At 72.5% G+C, this 18,063-nt stretch carries 13 protein-coding genes; 8 read left to right on the top strand and 5 right to left on the bottom strand.

Annotated features, from left to right (window positions below):
- Positions 1-64 precede the first annotated feature (64 nt).
- On the top strand, positions 65-505 hold the full coding sequence (locus tag OG875_RS14300) for a VOC family protein (RefSeq protein WP_330174612.1): 441 nt from the start codon (positions 65-67) through the stop codon (positions 503-505).
- 81 nt (positions 506-586) lie between these two features.
- On the opposite strand, the gene OG875_RS14295 is transcribed toward OG875_RS14300, so the two are convergent.
- From OG875_RS14295 to OG875_RS14285, 3 genes are all read right to left on the bottom strand, one after another.
- The gene (locus tag OG875_RS14295) at positions 587-1,387 is read right to left on the bottom strand and encodes a DUF6193 family natural product biosynthesis protein (protein WP_330174611.1); all 801 of its coding nucleotides are present in this window, start codon (positions 1,385-1,387) and stop codon (positions 587-589) included.
- Positions 1,388-1,487: 100 nt separating this feature from the next.
- Entirely contained in the window at positions 1,488-2,297 is an 810-nt protein-coding gene (locus OG875_RS14290) for an SAM-dependent methyltransferase (RefSeq protein WP_330174610.1), read from the bottom strand.
- Between the two features lie 248 nt (positions 2,298-2,545).
- Complete coding sequence (locus tag OG875_RS14285; protein ID WP_330174609.1) at positions 2,546-4,198, bottom strand: SpoIIE family protein phosphatase; 1,653 nt, start codon at positions 4,196-4,198, stop codon at positions 2,546-2,548.
- Positions 4,199-4,841: 643 nt separating this feature from the next.
- On the opposite strand from OG875_RS14285, the gene OG875_RS14280 reads away from it, so the two are divergent.
- A complete protein-coding gene (locus OG875_RS14280) occupies positions 4,842-5,252 on the top strand; it encodes a hypothetical protein (RefSeq protein ID WP_330174608.1) in 411 nt (136 codons plus the stop codon).
- A 594-nt stretch (positions 5,253-5,846) separates the two neighbouring features.
- Here OG875_RS14280 and OG875_RS14275 read toward each other — a convergent pair.
- Positions 5,847-6,608 (bottom strand): TetR/AcrR family transcriptional regulator, encoded by a 762-nt coding sequence (locus tag OG875_RS14275; protein WP_330174607.1) that lies wholly within the window; start codon positions 6,606-6,608, stop codon positions 5,847-5,849.
- A 342-nt stretch (positions 6,609-6,950) separates the two neighbouring features.
- Here OG875_RS14275 and OG875_RS14270 point away from each other — a divergent pair, with 342 nt between their 5' ends.
- From OG875_RS14270 to OG875_RS14255, 4 genes are all read left to right on the top strand, one after another.
- Complete coding sequence (locus OG875_RS14270; protein ID WP_330174606.1) at positions 6,951-7,841, top strand: urea amidolyase associated protein UAAP1; 891 nt, start codon at positions 6,951-6,953, stop codon at positions 7,839-7,841.
- A complete protein-coding gene (locus OG875_RS14265; protein WP_330174605.1) occupies positions 7,838-8,530 on the top strand; it encodes an urea amidolyase associated protein UAAP2 in 693 nt (230 codons plus the stop codon). Before OG875_RS14270 ends, OG875_RS14265 begins: the two co-directional genes overlap by 4 nt.
- Positions 8,527-12,081, top strand: coding sequence for an urea carboxylase (gene uca / locus OG875_RS14260; RefSeq protein ID WP_330174604.1), 3,555 nt, complete (start codon positions 8,527-8,529; stop codon positions 12,079-12,081). Before OG875_RS14265 ends, uca begins: the two co-directional genes overlap by 4 nt.
- A gap of 804 nt (positions 12,082-12,885) precedes the next feature.
- On the top strand, positions 12,886-14,547 hold the full coding sequence (locus tag OG875_RS14255; protein WP_330174603.1) for an allophanate hydrolase: 1,662 nt from the start codon (positions 12,886-12,888) through the stop codon (positions 14,545-14,547).
- Positions 14,548-15,333: 786 nt separating this feature from the next.
- On the opposite strand, the gene OG875_RS14250 is transcribed toward OG875_RS14255, so the two are convergent.
- Positions 15,334-15,549 carry a DUF6243 family protein gene (locus OG875_RS14250; RefSeq protein ID WP_330174602.1) on the bottom strand — a complete coding sequence of 72 codons (216 nt, stop codon included), beginning with the start codon at positions 15,547-15,549 and terminating at the stop codon, positions 15,334-15,336.
- A 558-nt stretch (positions 15,550-16,107) separates the two neighbouring features.
- On the opposite strand from OG875_RS14250, the gene OG875_RS14245 reads away from it, so the two are divergent.
- Together OG875_RS14245 and OG875_RS14240 are read left to right on the top strand one after the other, a co-directional pair.
- Positions 16,108-17,535 (top strand): DEAD/DEAH box helicase, encoded by a 1,428-nt coding sequence (locus tag OG875_RS14245; protein ID WP_330174601.1) that lies wholly within the window; start codon positions 16,108-16,110, stop codon positions 17,533-17,535.
- Between the two features lie 81 nt (positions 17,536-17,616).
- A complete protein-coding gene (locus OG875_RS14240; protein WP_330174600.1) occupies positions 17,617-17,955 on the top strand; it encodes a thioredoxin family protein in 339 nt (112 codons plus the stop codon).
- The last annotated feature ends 108 nt before the right edge of the window (positions 17,956-18,063 follow it).

The raw sequence follows: 18,063 nt of genomic DNA, 5'->3' as shown, positions 1-18,063 counted from the left end.
GCCCGTACGAGAAAGCCAGCCGCACGAGAAGGCCGGCCGCACGAGGAAGAAAAGGAGCACCAGCATGGCGATCCAGCGGATGGACAACGTCGGCATCGTCGTGGAGGACATGGACGCCGCCATCGCGTTCTTCGTGGAACTCGGCATGGAGCTGGAGGGCAGGGCGGAGGTCAAGGGCCTCTTCGCCGACCGGTGCACCGGACTCGACGGCGTCCGCTGCGACATCGCCATGGTCCGGACCCCGGACGGTCACAGCCGGATCGAGCTGGCGAAGTATCGCAGCCCGGCGGTGATCAGCGCCGGGCCGCGCGACCGGCCGCACAACATTCTGGGCACGCACCGCGTCATGTTCGCCGTCGACGACATCGAGGACACCGTTGCCCGCCTGCGCCCTCACGGCGCCGAACTCGTCGGCGACATCGCCCGGTTCGAGGACAGCTACCTGCTCTGCTATCTCCGGGGTCCGGACGGCATCATCGTCGGACTGGCGGAGCAACTGAGCTGAGCAGGAGAGACCGAACCACACGGCAGGACGCGGCGGCCACCCTTTCGGACGTCGCTGAGGATCATCGAGGACCGCTGAGGATCACTGAGGTCGTGACGGTTGCGGTTGCCGTTGCGGCGGTGGTTGCGGCCAGCCTCCTTCGATCGCCGGGCCGCTACCCGGGGGAATGTTCGCCGCTATCAGCGCTGCGGCCTCGCGGGCGCCGAGGCGGGATCCGAGCACCCGTGACGGGATGTGCGGCGACCACGGCGAGCGGAGGAGGACCACGTCCCACCGTCCGCATTCTGTCGGCACCGCACGTGGGACCTCCTCGTAGAAGGGGTCAGCCGTACTGCTGAGGAGGCTGAACTCCCCGTGCGACGGAAACGGGAAGAAGACGCGCAGGGCCGGCTGCGCGTACAGGGCCTCGGCCAGTTCGGCGTCGCCCAGCCTGATCACCGGCGAGCGCTCCAGGGTCAGCCGCCACGCGGTCGAGACGACCCTTCCCGGAGGCGCCGCTTCCAGCGGGCTTGCCGCGAGCAACGTCCAGTCGCGCCGCAGTTGTTCGATGGACGCCCCTTCGCGCCAGGCATGCAGGATGGCGTCGACCACCGCGAGGTCATCTGTACTGCCGAAGGCTCCCCACAGCCATCCGGAGTCCGCCGAGATCTCGATGCGGAACTCGCGTTCGTCGGCGTTGGTCGCGAATACGGCGAACCGGGCCTCTCCACGTGCGCAGCATGCGGCGACCGCGGGGTCGTATCTCTCGACGGGATCGAGCGGTTCAGCACCGCGCCCGCGCCCGCGCCGAACCGCCTCGCGGGCCAGCGCTTCTCCCAGGCCACCTGGCACGGCCAGCTCCGGGTAGAGCTCGGGCGGCACTTCGATTGAGCGTTCGGGCATTGTGCGCACCCTAGGGGCAGTGACAACGAGGCCGGGCGAGCCCGCCCGCACGAAGCACCATCCCGGCGGCGCAGAGCGAAGGGCGAAGGGCGCAGGGGCTTCAGGGCTTTCTGGCGACCGCCCCGTACATGGCGATGTCGCGGCCGTCGATGCCGGCCTGTTCGGGGCCGGGGTGCCAGGTGTGCACCTGGGTGACTCCCGGCTCCTGCAATTCCAGTCCCTCGAAGAACGAGGTGGCGGTGGGGAGATCGCGTAGCGCCATGGGCATGCTCTGCTGCCGGTATTCCTCCGCCACCCGGTTGACCTCCTCGGGTGCGAAGTCGGCGGTGCCGATGGTCATCGCCAGATAGCTGCCGGACGGCAGCGGTTCCAGCAGCCGCTTGACCAGGCGCCGGTCGTCCGGAGGCAGGATGAAGTGCAGGATGCCGATCACCATCAGGCCGACGGGCCGGTTCAGATCGATGAGGTCACGGAACTCGGGGCTGTCCAGAATGGTGTCGGGCTCGTGCATGTCGGCGTCCACGTACGCGGTGGCCCCTTCCGCCGAGCTCTGGAGCAGGGCGCGGGCGTGGGCGAGGACGACGGGGTCGTTGTCGACGTAGACCACATGTGATTCCGGCGCCACCTCCTGCACGACCTCGTGCAGGTTGGGCGAGGTCGGCAGACCGGTCCCGACGTCGAGGAACTGGCGGATGCCTCGCTCCTCGGCGAGGAAGCGCCCGGCCCGGTGCATGAAGCGGCGGTTTTCCCTCATGTGGACGGGCAGGGCGGGCCAGTGCCGGCACATGGCGTCGCCCGCTTCGACATCAACGGGATAGTGATCCTTGCCGCCCAGAATGTAGTCGTACACCCGTGCGGAGTGGGCGCGCGAGGTGGCGAGTCCGCTCTGTCGTTCGTGCGGAGCATTCATGCGGCGCCTCTTTCGGTCGAGGACGGCTCATCCACGGTATGAACGTGGCGTTCCGGTCGCAAGCGAAACAGCGGGAACAGCGGGATCAGTGAGATCGGGAACAGCGGGTTCGGGAACAGCAGGAACAGCGGGAACAGAGGGACGAGGATGCGTTCGGCAGGCCGGCCAGGCCGACCGGCGGCTTTTCGTATCCCCGGAACCGTGGGGAAGGGCCCCGGTGCTGCGGGGGCGGGGCCGGGCCGCCGGGATCACCGTTCCCTCCGGGCGTGCAGGGCGATGACGGCGATGTCGTCCCAGCGGTTCTGGACGGGCGGCAGAAGCCCCCGGATCAGGGTCGGCTGGGATACCCCCATTCGGACCAGTGCGTCGGTGAGCTCACGCAGCCGCCGGAGACCGTCACCGATGTCCGTGCCCGGCACCTCCACGAGTCCGTCGGTGTAGAGCACCAAGGTGTCGCCCTCCCGGATGACCGCGTGGTGGTCGTTACGGGGCAGGGCTTCGCCGACGCACAGCGGTGGGTCCGAGGCCGCGAAATCGTGCAGGTACCGCGACGGCGCGTCGGCCGGGATCAGCAGGGGTGGCGGGTGGCCGGCGTTGGACAGGGCGATGTGCCAGACATCGTCCCCCCGCCGGTGCAGGACCGCGTGCACCGCCGTGACCATCGACGGGCTGTCGAGCGCCTGCACGATGCGGTCGAGCCGGCTCAAGGTGGCCGCAGGGCTGGCGGCCGGGCCGCTGTCGTACGCGAGTCCCCTGAGCATGCTGTTGACACGCCCCATCGCGGTGGCCGCGGCCACGTCGTGACCTGCGATGTCGCCGATGGACAGGGCGAGTGAGTCGGCCGAGAGCCGGACGGCGTCGTACCAGTCCCCGCCGACCTCGGCGGTCGAGTCGGCCGGATGGTAGAGCGCCGTGATGACGAGACCTTCGACGGACGGCGGGACGGCCAGGAAGGACTGTTGCAGTACGAGCGCCATGTCGCGGATGCTCTGGAGTTCCATCGTGCGGCGCAGGGGCCCGCTCATCTGCTGAAAGACGTCCTGTAGCAGGTACAGGTCGGCCTCGTCCGAGGGCGGGTTGCCCCGGCAGGTCGCCGTGGTCGCCAGCGCGACGGTCCGGCCGTCCACCACGACGGGCAGCAGGGCCACGCTCGTCGCCCTGGCCTCCCGCAGCCAGCGTACGGAGACCTTGGAGAGCCTGTCCTCCGGCGGCCTTCCGGGCGGGAAGGTCAGCAGCCCGGCCTCCTGGCTCTCGATGACCTCGTGTACGGCGGAGCCCAGCAAGAAGTCCGCGTCCAGCGGATGCATGGGCGGCAGCCCGGGGGCGAGCCCCACCCGCTCCGCCGACGCCGCGGCCGGTACGCCCTCGGAAGCCCGGAAGGCAGCTTCGGCGTCGCCCTGCACCTGGAAGACAGCGACGGCGTCGGCAAGTTCGGGCACGACGGCCGCCGCGGTGGTCAGAAACGCCTCGGACAGGTTGTGCGCGGCCGGTACCGGCGCCATACGGGCCAGCAGCTTCTCCCGCATACGGGTGCGCCAGTGGGCCTCGGCATCGGTGGCGGTACCGACCCACTCCACTTCCCCGTTCCGGTCCGGGACAGGCGCAGCGATGATCTTGATGTGGCGGAAACGGGCGGGGGCGTCCTGGAGCCGTACTCGTACGATCGTGTCGAGGGGGGACCGCTGCTGGTTGGCCTTGCGCCACGCCCGCTGGAACCAGTCCCGGTCCTTCGGATGCACCGCGTCCATCCATGAGCTCTCACCGTCGGGGTGCCACAGCCGCTCCGGCATCCCGCTGCCCATCAACAGGGTGACGACCCCGTCGGCCGACATCACCCAGACCGACTGCGGCACGGCGCCCAGGAGTGCTTCGTACCGTTTGAGGAGACGTTCCTCATTCACCGCCCCCTCCCCCGCTGCGGGGCCGACGACCGCCCGGAGCCGCGAGGAGCGTCGGCTTTCTCCCGGCCCGCACCCGCCGGCCAGGCGCCGTCACCGACACGGCCGCCCCTGTCACCGCCACCGACACGGCCGCCCCCCGTCACCGCCACCGACACGGCTGCCCTCGTCACCGCCTCCTCACAGGCCCGGGGGCCCGGCTCCGCGCCGAGCACCAGCGGATCATCGCCTCTCATGCTCCGATCATCTCTCGCATACGGGACAACAGCACGCCCTGGCCTTTCGCCCACCCGGCCACACCTTCGCGGCCGGGCACGGACCTCCGCCGCCCCGGCGCCCCGCCCCGGATGCGACCGGCCTGACCACCCTTGTCGCCCTGATCACCCTCGTCGCTCTCGCCGTGGTCGGCACCCTCGTCGCCCTGCCCGCCGTCCATCGCCGGGCCGTACACGTGATCGGTCCGGAGGTCGGCACACCGGTCCTCGGGATCCACCGGGATCCACCGGACGGATGAGCGAGTGAGGCCATGAGCTGGACCCGCCGTCCCGTGCCGACGGGCCGGCGAAATATCCCTCCAGGCACTGCGTGCGAGACACGTACGATCTCGGCGGAACGAGCAAGCCGGACGACCAACGGGGGATTCTTCATGCAGTGGCCAGCCCGCCAGGAATTCGACCACTGGGCCGGACGGCAACAGAGTTGGGGCGTCGGCCTGATGGCGGTGTCAGCGGCACTGTTCCTCTGGCTGGGCTACCTGCTGCTGATCCCGTTCACCGTGCACAACTACCACGATGAAATCGCGTGCGAGGCGCCGGTGTTCTACGACAGCGAGAGCAGCTCGTACAGCGAAGGCGCCGCGAAACTGTGCAGCGTCGAGCGCGACTGGCCGGAACTGCTCGGGCTCGGATTCCTTGCCGTACCACCGGCCGTCGCGGGCGCGGCACTGTTCACCAGCGGAAGCGCACGCAAGCGAGCAAGCGACCACGTCTTCCGGATCCTGGAGATGCAGGAGTCCGAGGAGCGCGCACGGCAGAAGAAGGCGACGCCAAAACACTGAGTGTGTGCTTCTGTTCCGGACCGTGCGATTGGCATCTGGTCGGGGCCGCTCACGAGACGGTGCAGGGGCAGTTCGCCCGAAGGGCGGCTTTCTCGCGCGCCCGGCGGGAGACGGGAGGCATGGCCGCGCCGCGGGTCCCCGCCTGCGGTTCGATCCGCGTCGCACGGGGCCGACGGCGGACACGGGTCGGAGCTGACGACCGCCTCGGTGGCCATGGCCACCGACGCCCGTGCCGCCCGTCGACGCCCGTGCCGCCCGCGACCATCTGCGAGTCCTTCTCGGCCGGTCAGCCGGTCAGCCGGTCGGTCGGTCGGCTGGGACCGGTCTGCGGCCTCCCGGTACGTCCGCCGGTTCATGGTCCTGGTACTGGTCCTGGTCGCGACGGTCGCGACGGTCGTGCCGCGCGTGGCCCGCCGGTCGTGACGGCGGACCCGCCGCCGCCCCGGGCAGGTGGAGGCAGTCGACCTGAAGGTGTCCGCGCCGCCCACCCGCGCCTCCGCCGGGCCCGTCGCCGCCCCCGCCACGGAAGCGTTCCCGCCACGGGGGCGTCCCCTCGCCGTACCGCCGGTCAGGAGGCCGGACGCCGCGCCGTCCTCACGCGAGTTCCGCCAGTTCCGCCAGTCCCGCGAGCTCCGCAGCCGCCTCCCGCACCGCCGGGAGCGCGTCGTCGGGTACCCCGGCGACGCGCAGCGCCGCGTCCGCCGCCGCCGAGGCGAAGGTCTCCACCCGGCGCGTCGGCGCGGAGCGGTGGACGAGGATGACGCCCTCGATGAGACCGAACACGAGGTCCGTGCGCAGCGAGTGGGCATCAGGCGAGTGGGGATCGCCCGACGCCTCGCACACACCGGTGGACGCGAGCAGTTGCGCGTACGCGTCCTTGAGGCGGTGCCGGGCCTCGTGGAAGCCGGTGAAGCGCTCGCCGCGGACCTCGGGAAGCAGGTACAGGGCGCCGAGGTTGTGCGGCCCCGCGCACAGCAGGGTCACGTCCGACCTGCACAGATACCACAGCCGCGCCTCGGCCGGCACCTGTGCGGCGTCGCCGAGCAGGCGGCCCGCGAGGGCCAGGGACGGGGTGACGGTGCCCTCCAACAGCTCGGCGAGCAGGTCCTGTTTGCCGCCGACGTAGTGGTACATCGTCGCCTGCCGCATCCCGGCCCGCTCCGCCACCGCCCGCGTGGTCGTGGCGGCGTACCCGTGCCGGGTGAACAACTCGGCTGCCGCGGCGAGGAGTTCCTCTCGGGGGGACAGGCCGCTCGCCGGCAGCGGGGCGGCGCGCGGTCGGCCCGCACGGCGGGTGCCCCGCACCGGGGGCGGGGCATCACGCCGCGCGTCGAGGGCCGTTGCCGGGACGTCCATGGGCCGATCCTCGCACAGGCCGCCTTTCGCGCGGCCGGGCCGCCTGGCCCTGTCCGGCGGATCGTGGATCAGCCCGGGGCGTCTGGTGCGGTGCGTCGCGAGGCGGCGGACCGCCTTCGTACCGGGCGTACTCGGGCAGCTCCGACCGCAACGCGAGATGCCGTGCCGGGCGCTCCGGGCCCACGACGATCCGCCGCACAGGACCCGGTGCCGACGAGCGTCCGGTGAGGGCGCGGTAACAGGGCCGCAATGCCCACGCAACCGCCCGGAATCCACCCGGCCCTAATTTCTGTCGCACGACAGAAAAGAGCGAGTAGAGCCCGGACGGCCGGAGGTCGAGTGATGGCGACAGGCACCACACACGCGACAGGCACCACACACGAGGCGCGCGCCCACGCCCGTTCACAGGAGAGCGCTCACGCCCGCTCACAGGAAGGCGCCCACGCCCGCTCACCGGAGGGGCGGCGCGCCGAGGCCATGCCGGTGGTGCCCGCGACGGACTGGCCCGATCCGCCACGCGAGGCCGGACCCCTGGTCTGGGCCGAGACCGTCGCCGGTGGCTCCTACACCCACCAGGTCCTTGCCCGGGGCACCGAACTGCGCCTGACGGATGTGGGCGGAGAGGCGTGCGTACACCTGCTGCTGTACGCGGCCGGACGGCCGTGGGAGCGCCTGAACGCGGCCGACACCGTGAAAGTGCAGTGGAACGCCTACCTCGGGGAGGGACGGCTGCTCCTGTCCGACCAGGGCCGGGTGCTGGCCTCGGTGGTCGCCGACACCTCGGGACGCCACGACGCCCTGTGCGGCACCTCCACCCTCCGGCGCAACACCGAGCGCTACGGGGACGGTTCACCGCACTCGGCCACCCCCGCGGGGCGCGAACTGCTCACGCTCGCCGGCCTCAAGAACGGCCTGGGCCCCCGCGACCTGCCGCCGTCCGTCTCCTTCTTCCAGGGTGTCCGGGTGGCGGACGACGGTGCCGTGGAGTTCACCGGCTCCGCCGGTCCCGGCGCCTCGGTGACCCTGCGCGCCGAGCAGGACGTCGTCGTCCTCCTCGCCAACGTGCCGCACCCCTGCGACCCGCGCCCCCGCTACACCTGCGGCCCGCTCGAAGTGCTCGCCTGGCCCGCCCGTCCCACCCAACAGGGCGACGCGCTCTGGGACGCCACCCCCGAAGCACGCCGCGCCTTCCTCAACACCACCGCTCTTCTCGCCGCCGGGGGGCTCGCATGACACCGGTGACCGCCCTCCCCGCCGAGGTGCGGACGAGCACCGTGGTGCCGCCGCGCGCGCCCTGGTCCGCCGTCGTACGCTCCGGCGACCTGCTCACCCTCACCGACCTGCACGGCAACCAGGCCGTCGACTTCCTCGTGTACGACGCCCACGACACCGCCGTGCGCTACAGCGCGCCCGACACGATCCAGGCGCGGGGAAACGTCTTCCTCACCACCGGCTCCAGGCTGATGTCGAACGAGCACACGCCGCTGATGACCGTGGTCGAGGACACCTGCGGGCGCCACGACACCCTGGGCGGTGCCTGCTCCAAGGAGTCCAACACCCTGCGCTACGGCCACCACACGTACCCGCAGCACGCCTGCGTCGACAACTTCCTCATCGAAGGCGCCCGTTACGGGCTCGGCAAGCGCGACCTGGTCAGCAACGTCAACTGGTACATGAACGTGCCCGTCGAGGAGGACGGCACGCTCGGCATCGTCGACGGCATCTCGGCGCCCGGCCTGCGCGTGGTCCTGCGGGCCGACACCGACGTACTCGTACTGGTCTCCAACTGCCCCCAGATCAACAACCCCTGCAACGGGTTCACCCCGACCGCCGTGGAGATCACCGTCAGTGCCCCGCCCGCCGCGGAGATCACCGTCAGCACCCCGCCTCCCGTCGCCGGTGCCACCGGGGGAGCGGCATGACCTTCGACACGGTCCTCGTGGCCAACCGGGGCGAGATCGCCGTACGCGTCATCCGCTCGGCCCGGCGCATGGGCCTGCGCACGGTGGCGGTCTTCTCCGACCCCGACCGGGGCAGCGCGCACGTACGCCTCGCCGACGAGGCGTTACGCCTGGGACCCGCCCCCGCCAAGGAGTCCTACCTCGACGCGGACCTGGTGCTGCGCGCCGCGAAGGACAGCGGCGCCGGTGCCGTCCACCCGGGTTACGGGTTCCTGTCCGAGGACGCCGCGTTCGCCCGCCGGTGCGAGGCCGCCGGCATCGCCTTCGTGGGACCCGCGCCCGAGCACCTCGATCTCTTCGGCACCAAACACACCGCACGGGCCGCCGCCGAGGCCGCCGGTGTCCCGCCCGCGCCCGGCACCGGACTGCTCGCCCGCGTGGACGACGCCCTGGCGGCGGCCGGGCGCATCGGCTACCCCGTCATGCTGAAGGCGACCGGCGGCGGAGGCGGCATCGGCATGAGCGCCTGCCGCACCCCCGGGGAACTGGCCGACGCCTGGGACCGGGTCCAGCGGGTGGCCGCCGCGTCGTTCGCCACGGCCGGCGTCTTCCTCGAACGGCTCGTCGAGCACGCGCGCCACATCGAGGTACAGGTCTTCGGCGACGGCCAGGGACACGTCGTCACCCTCGGGGACCGGGACTGCTCCCTTCAGCGCCGCAACCAGAAGGTCGTCGAGGAGGCTCCCGCACCCGGCCTGCCCGACGGGACACGGTCCCGACTCGCCGACGCCGCACGGCAGTTGTGCGCCTCCGTCGGCTACCGCTCGGCGGGCACCGTGGAGTTCGTGTACGACGCGGCGGCGGACGAGGCGTACTTCCTGGAGGTCAACACACGGCTCCAGGTGGAGCACCCGGTCACCGAGGCGGTCCACGGAGTCGACCTGGTCGAGTGGATGCTGCGGCTGGCGCGGGGCGACACCGGGGTGGTCCGCGAACCGGGCCCGCCGCGCGGCCACGCCGTGGAGGCCCGCCTGTACGCGGAGGACCCGGCCAAGGACCACCGCCCGAGCGCCGGGCTGCTCACCGAGGTCGTCCTGCCTCCGGACGTCCGCGTCGACACCTGGGTGGAGTCCGGCACGGAGATCACCACCGCCTACGATCCGCTGCTCGCGAAGATCGTCGCGCACGGCGCCGACCGCGCCGAGGCGCTCGCCCGGCTCGACGCCGCACTGGCCGCGACCCGCCTCAGCGGCATCGAGACCAACCTCGGACTCGTACGCGCCGCACTCGCCGATCCCGGCGTCGCGGCCGCCCGCCACACCACCGCCACGCTCGGCACGGTCACCGACCCGGCGCGGCGCGTCGACGTCCTCACCGGCGGCACCCACACCACGGTCCAGGACTGGCCCGGCCGCACCGGCCACTGGCAGGTGGGCATCCCGCCCAGCGGTCCCATGGACGACCTGTCGTTCCGCCTCGGCAATCGGGCGCTCGGCAACGACGAGGGGGCACCCGGCCTCGAATGCACGCTCCAGGGCCCGAGCCTGCGCTTCAGCCACCGCACCACGGTGTGTGTCACGGGCGCCCCCTGCGAGATCACCGTGGACGGCGCGCCCGCCCCGCAGTGGCAGCCGCTCACCCTGTCCGCCGGGGCCGTCCTCGCCGTGGGCACTCCGCGCGAGGCCGGGCTGCGCACGTACGTCCTGGTCGCGGGCGGTCTCGACGTGCCGGCGTACCTCGGCAGCGCCGCCACGTTCACCCTGGGGCGGTTCGGCGGACACGGCGGCCGGACCCTGCGTACCGGGGACGTCCTGCACGGCGGCGAGGCCCGCACCGCCGGTACCGCGCCGGTGCCGCACGCGCGGCGGCCCGTCCTCACCACGTCCTGGGACATCGCCGTCACCGAAGGACCGCACGCGGCGCCCGAGTTCTTCACCGAGGACGACATCCACGTCTTCCACGCCGCCGACTGGACGGTCCACTTCAACTCGGCCCGCACCGGCGTACGCCTGGTGGGACCCGCACCGCGCTGGGCCCGCACCGACGGCGGCGAGGCGGGCCTGCACCCCTCCAACATCCACGACACGCCCTACTCGGTGGGCGGCGTCGACTACACCGGCGACATGCCGGTGCTGCTCGGCCCCGACGGTCCCTCCCTCGGCGGCTTCGTCTGCCCCGCCACCGTCGTCACCGCGCAGCGCTGGAAGCTCGGGCAGCTCAGGCCCGGCGACACGGTGCGCTTCGTGCCCGTCACCCCGAGGACAGCCGCCGCACTGCGCCGCGCGCCCCACGCCCCGGTCGCCGCCGACCGCGCGGCCGTCGTGGACGGCGGCGTCCTCGCCCGGCACGACGACGTCACCTACCGGCGCGGCGGCGACGACAACCTGCTCGTCGAGTTCGGGCCCCTCCAGCTCGACCTCGCGCTCCGGCTGCGCGTCCACGCCCTGATGGAAGCCGTCGCCGCGGCGCGCCTGCCCGGCGTCACGGACCTGACCCCGGGCATCCGCTCGTTACAGATCCGCGTGGATCCCGACGTGCTCGACCAGGGCCGGCTGCTGGACGAGGTGACCGCCGTCGTACGGGCCCTGCCGCCCACCGAGGAGCTCGTCGTTCCGTCCCGTACGGTGCGGCTGCCCCTGTCGTGGGACGACCCCGCGACCCGGGAGGCCATCGCCCGCTACATGGCGGGCGTCCGCGACGACGCGCCCTGGTGCCCCTGGAACATCGAGTTCATCCGCCGTGTCAACGGACTCGCGGACGTGTCGGACGTGTACCGGACCGTCTTCGGCGCCGAGTACCTGGTGCTCGGACTGGGCGACGTCTACCTCGGCGCCCCCGTCGCCACGCCCCTCGACCCGCGCCACCGCCTCGTCACCACCAAGTACAACCCGGCCCGTACCTGGACCGCCGAGAACTCCGTCGGTATCGGCGGCGCCTACCTCTGCGTCTACGGCATGGAGGGCCCCGGCGGCTACCAGTTCGTGGGCCGCACCACGCAGGTCTGGTCCACCTGGCAGCAGCGCGGCGCCTTCCGGCCCGGCTCGCCGTGGCTGCTGCGGTTCTTCGACCGCATCACGTGGTACCCCGTCGAGGCCGGCGAACTCCTCGATCTGCGCGCGGACATGGCGGCGGGCCGCTTCACCCCGCACATCGAGGAGGGCACCTTCTCCCTGGCCGAACACCGGCGCTTCCTGGCGGACAACGCCGCGTCCATCGCCGATTTCCGGGCGCGGCAGGCAGCCGCGTTCGGAGCTGAACGGGAGGCGTGGGAGGCGAGCGGTGAGTTCACCCGCGCCGAACGGGCGACCGCGCCCCCCGAGGCACCCGCAGCCGTCTCCGTCCCTCCCGGCGGCCACCTGGTGGAGGCGGAGTTCGCGGCCGGCGTCTGGCAGGTCGCCGTGGCGCCGGGCGACCGGGTGGCGGCCGGTCAGCACCTGCTCACCCTGGAGGCGATGAAGATGGAATCCCGCGTCCGGGCCCCGGCGGACGGCGTCGTCCTGGACGTCCTCACCGCCCCGGGCGCCCAGGTCGAACCGGGTACCCCGCTCGTCGTTCTCGCCCCGGCGACGTGACGGCGTCCGTGCCGGGGCCGCCGACGGAAGCCCCGGGCTGCGGGGACGCGCTCCGTGTGCCTGTACGGCCTCCGGGAACCCGGCCTCCGGGCTGCGGGCGTGAGGACGGTTCCAGCCTCACGGCCACCGGCGGCGACCGCCCCGACTCCGGTCCGCGGGCGCGTGGACGGCTCCGCCCGGCCGCACCGTACGGACGCGCGGGCGCGGGCTCCGTGTGCCAGTACGGTACGGCCTCCGGGAACCCGGCCTCCGGGCTGCGGGCGCGAGGACGGTTCCAGCCTCACGGCCACCGGCGGCGACCGCCCCGACTCCGGTCCGCGGGCGTGTGGACCGCTTCGCCCGGCCGCACCGTACGGACGCGCGGGCGCGGGCTCCGTGTGCCAGTACGGTACGGCCTCCGGGAACCCGGCCTCCGGGCTGCGGGCGCGAGGACGGTTCCAGCCTCACGGTTGCTGGCGGCGACCGCCCCGACTCCGGTCCGCGGGCGCGTGGACCGCTTCGCCCGGCCGCACCGTACGGACGCGCGGGCGCGCGCTCCGTGTGCCGGTACGGTACGGCCTCCGGGAACCCGGCCTCCGGGCTGCGGGCGCGAGGACGGTTCCAGCCTCACGGTTGCTGGCGGCGACCGCCCCGACTCCGGTCCGCGGGCGTGTGGACGGCTTAGCCCGGCCGCACCGGTCGGCCCGCACCCTCCCGTCAGGTCACTACGGACCCTCCCGCGCCGAGGCCGGCACGGCCCCTCCCGCACCAAGGTCACCACCGACCCACCCCCCACCCTCCCGCACAGAAAGGCACGTCATCCCCGTGACCACCGCACCAGGCCCGGCCGTGCTCCGTGTCCGCGCCGCCCACGACCTCATCGCCCGTGCCGACCGGCCCGAGATCTGGATCGACCTCCGCCCGCGTGACGAGGTGGAGAACGAGGCGCGGACCCTGGACGCCCGCCTCGCCGCGGGCGAGCACCTGCCGCTGGCCGGGCGCCTCCTGGCCGTCAAGGGCAACATCGACGTGGCCGGCCTGCCGACCACCGCCGGCTGCCCGGCGTACGCCTACACGCCCGACCACGACGCGCCCGCCGTGGCCCGCCTCAGGGCGGCAGGCGCGATCGTGCTCGGCACCACCAATCTCGACCAGTTCGCGACCGGCCTGACGGGGACGCGTTCACCGGTCCACGGGGCCGTACGGGGCGCCGTCGACCCGGCACGGATCAGCGGCGGCTCCAGCTCCGGCTCCGCCGTGGCCGTCGCGCTCGGGATGGCCGACCTCGCCCTCGGGACGGACACCGCGGGCTCCGGGCGGGTGCCCGCCGCCTTCAACGGCATCGTGGGCCTCAAGCCCACGCCCGGCCTGGTGTCCACCGAGGGAGTCGTTCCCGCGTGCGCGAGCCTCGACTGCGTCAGCGTCTTCGCCCGCACCCTGCCGGAGGCGGAGCAGGCGCTCGGCCACCTGGTCACAGGTCCGGCCGTGGCCGCCCCCGCACGGGCGCCGGGCCCGTGGCGGATCGCGGTCCCGGACCCGGCAGCGCTCGGCGAGCTCGACCCCGGCTGGGCCGAGGCATACCGGGCCGCCGCCGCACGGCTGGAGGCGGCCGGGGCCCTCCTGCGTACCGTCGACCCGGCCCCGTTCCTCGACGCGGCGGCCCTGCTGTACGACGGGGCGTTCGTCGCCGAACGCTACGCGGCGGTGGGGGAGTTCCTCGACGGGCTGGGCATGGACGTGCCGGACCTCGACCCGACCGTAGCCGGGATCATCCGCCGAGCCCGTGACATCCCGGCGCACCGCCTCTTCACCGACCGCGCCCGGCTCGCCGAACTGCGCTCCCGCGCCCTCGCCACGCTCGGCGACGCGGACGCCCTGCTGCTGCCCACCACGCCGGGCCACCCCACCCTCGCCGACGTCGCCGCCGATCCCCTCGGCGCCAACGCCCGCCTGGGACGGTTCACCAACTCGACCAACCTCTTCGGCATGGCAGCGGCAGCCGTCCCCGGCGGTACGGTCACCGGACTCCCCTTCGGCGTCATGCTCATCGGCCACGCGCACACCGACGAACGCCTGGCCCGGATCGCCGCCCTGCTCACCCCGACCACCCGCATCGCGGTAGCCGGCGCCCACCTCACCGGCCAGCCCCTCAACCCCCAACTCCTCGCCCACGGAGCCCACTTCGTACGCACCACCACGACGGCCCCGCGCTACCGCCTCCACGCCCTGCCCACCGACCCGCCCAAGCCCGGCCTCGAACGCGTCCCCCACGGAGCCCGCATCGAGGTCGAGATCTGGGAACTCTCCCCCACCGGCCTGGGCGCCCTCGTCGCCGCACTGCCCCAGCCCATGACGATCGGCAAGCTGGAACTGGCCGACGGCACCCTGGCCCCGGGCTTCCTCTGCGAACCCACCGCCCTCGGCGCCGGCGCCGAGGACATCACCAAGTACGGCGGCTGGCGGGCCTACTTGGCGGCGACGAGCTGACGGGGCGCGGAGCGCCGGCGGAGGCGGCGACCTTACTCGGGACCGGGCAAGGGTGTACGCCCTCGCCGGGCACACGGCGCGCCGCCATCAGTCCTCACCGCTCGGCTTACCCAGTGACACTTCCGGAGTCCGGCGGAAGCTCGAGATCCGTCGTCTCGCGAGACCCGGTCGGGATGCTGCCCGGTGCCCAACCGAGAACCTCTTCGAAACGCCGGGCCGCGAAGGGAAGGGGAGGGCGTCCGCGAGCACTCTCGTGGAGTCTGATGGTCGCCTGGCTCAACTGGGTGCGATGCGAAAGCTCCTTCACGGAGATGCCCTCGGCTTCCCGCAACTCGATGAGAGCTTTCGCCAACTGCTCGGTTTCTTCGCTCATGACCAGAGCATTCCCCGTCACGAACACTCGGTCTGCGTCCCGGCCTGATCCGCATCCGCATCCGCATCCGCATCCGCATCCGACTCGCGACTCGCGCTCTGAGCTTGCGGAATCACCCGGTGCTGCGTAGACCTGCCCGCCTCTGACCTGGGAAACGCGGCCCTGGGAGCGTGCCGCAGTGGCTTCGTTCGGCCCCGGCTGTCCGCTGTTCACCGTCCTGACCGGCACATGACGGAACACCATCCCCGGTGGTCGGACCCCCGGTGGTCGGCCGAGACGCCGGTGGTCGGCCGGTCGAGAACTCAGCGGGAGCGGCCACGTTCGGTACGGCCGCAGACCCCGGCGCGGCAGCGGGGTCGGGACCGCGAATCGGCGCCCTGGCCCGTGCGGCGCTGCCCTGCCGCATTGGTGCGTCAGCTCTGTGTGGTTTCGTCGTCCGTCTGACCGGCCTCCTCGGCTACGCCTGCTTTCTCGCGCATCTTGCGCACCAGCTCAGCTTTCCGGTCGGCCGCACTCTGGCGGTCGAGGTTGCGGTGCGGACCATTGTTCTGCCGCTCGGCGCGTGACAGCCTCTTGCGCTGGCCGCCACCCATGCCTACGGGGTTGTTGATGTTCTTGCTCACGGTCATGGGTTCTCCCCGAGTGATGTGAAGTGTTCTACGGATTATCGGTGGGGGCGGGCATGGCGACGCCAAGGACGTCGGCAGGGCCCCATCACGTTCTCACTCGTAGATCGGCGTCCTGGCCTTGGGTCGAGTATGCGCCGTACACGGACATGCTGGGCACGTATCAGTGCACGCGCGAGACGTCGCTCCCGAACTCCCCGATCGTCCGTGCCCCGAATCGTCCGTGCCCCGAATCGTCCGTGCCTCGAATCGTCCGTGCCCCGATCCTCCGAGCCCCGACCGTGCCCGACATGGCCCCCGGCTGCCGGGCGATCGCGTCCAGCGGCCGGCCACCTTCGGCAGGAACCCTTGTACCGCTCGGCAAGAGCACACCGGACATCGAGGGGCTTACGGCCTTCAGCACGTGACGATCCCCGGGGCGGGCGTCCGGCCGGGCCGCGGGACGGCGGGCGCGAGGCCCGCGCTGGTAAGGTCGAGAGTCACGCTTGCAGAGAGCCTGGGCCCGTGCCGGACAAGGCACGGGCCCAGGTCCGTTCAGGGCGCCGAATCGAGGAACCCGCAATGAAGGCGAAGCAATCGGCCTCCGATCGCGCCGGTCGCTCCGGACCCGGCAGGTCCGGCCAGGGGAGGGCCCCGCAGGGCGAGCTCTCGGTGCCGGGCACGCCGGCGTCCGACCTCCCGCCCGTCGGCTCCTTCGAGGAGCTGGAACTGCCGGTCGAACTGATGGGGGTGCTGGCGGAGCTCGGGATACGGGAGCCGTTCCCGATCCAGGCGGCCACCCTGCCGAGCGCGCTGGCCGGCCGGGACGTCCTCGGCCGCGCGCGGACCGGCTCGGGAAAGACCCTCGCCTTCGGGCTGGCGCTCCTCGCACGTACGGCGGGCCGGCGCGCCGAACCGAAACGCCCCCTCGCGCTGGTCCTGGTGCCGACAAGGGAACTCGCGCAGCAGGTGAGCGAGGCGCTGGCGCCCTACGGGGAGGCGCTCGGGCTGCGCTCGGCGACCGTGGTCGGCGGGCTGGCGATCAACCGGCAGGTGGCGGCGCTGCGGGCGGGTGCCGAGGTCGTGGTGGCGACGCCGGGACGGCTGGCGGATCTCCTCGCGCGGCGGGACTGCCACCTGGACCGGGTGCGGATCGCGGTGCTGGACGAGGCGGACCAGATGTGCGACATGGGTTTTCTGCCGCAGGTCTCGGAGATCCTCGACCGGACGCCCCCCGGCGGGCAGCGGATGCTGTTCTCCGCGACGCTCGACCGCAACGTCGATCAACTGGTCAGGCAGTATCTGAGTGAGCCGGTGTTCGCCGGGGTCGATCGGGCGGAGGGCTCGGTCGCGACGATGGAGCACCACGTACTGAACGTCCATCCCGCCGACAAGTACGTGACCGCCACGGAGATCGCGGCCCGGGACGGGCGGGTGCTGATGTTCCTGGACACCAAGCACGGTGTGGACCAGTTCACCCGCCACTTGCGGAGCAGCGGCATACGGGCGGGCGCTCTGCACAGCGGGAAGTCGCAGCCGCAGCGTACGCACACGCTGGCCCAGTTCAAGGACGGGGAGATCACGGTGCTGGTGGCCACCAACGTCGCTGCCCGTGGCATCGACATCGAGCACCTGGACCTCGTCGTCAACGTGGATCCGCCCGCCGACCCCAAGGACTACCTCCACCGCGGCGGGCGCACCGCGCGTGCCGGGGAGTCCGGCAGAGTGGTCACTCTGGTTACGCCCGGCCAGCGCCGGGACGTGAACCGGATGATGTCGGATGCCGGGATCCGGCCCACGGTCGCTCAGGTTCGCTCCGGCGAGGAGAAGCTGACCAGCATCACCGGCGCGAAGCGCCCGCCGGTGCAGGACGGGGCGAAGACCGGCAACGCGGCGTTCCGGGGTATGGGCACCCGCACGGGCCGCCCGCCGAAGGAATCCCGCAAGGCGGCGGAGGCGCGCACGATGGCGGAGGCCCGCAAGGCCGCCCGAGCACGCAGGGTCCGCTGACGGGCGCTACGGCCGTCGCGGTCGGGAGACACAGGGAGGCACCCGCTGCCTCGAATCGAGTGGAGTGTCAAGGAGCGCCGGATGGTGAACAGGGTCCAACGGCCCCATGAGGAAGCCGAGTTCGATTTCATTCTGGCAAGGGCGGACGTGCCGGTGCTCGCGTACTTCCACGGGGTGTGGCCCAAGGCCGCGGCAGCGTGCAAGGAAATGGACGCCGTCGTACGGGAGGTGGCTGACGCCTACCAGGACCGACTGATCGTCGTGCGGGCCGACATCGCAAGGTGCCCCGGCCCCGTACGCCGGTACGGCGTCACCGACGCGCCCTTCTTGGTGCTGATCAATCGGGGCGAGGCGATGGCGGCCAGGAGCGGTCCGATGTCCCGGACAGCGCTCGGGGAGTTCCTGGACGCCCACCTGTGAGCACACCGCCTACCGACCGGCGGGGTTGTGCCCGCAGCGACCGGCCGGGCACCGTCGCGGCCGCAGATGTACGACTCTTCACCGAAACCGGCGGGTGCCCTGGGTGAG

It is taken from the genome of Streptomyces sp. NBC_01498, assembly GCF_036327775.1.
Taxonomy (GTDB): Bacteria; Actinomycetota; Actinomycetes; order Streptomycetales; family Streptomycetaceae; genus Streptomyces.
This window is presented reverse-complemented; position numbering and strand designations above follow the sequence as displayed.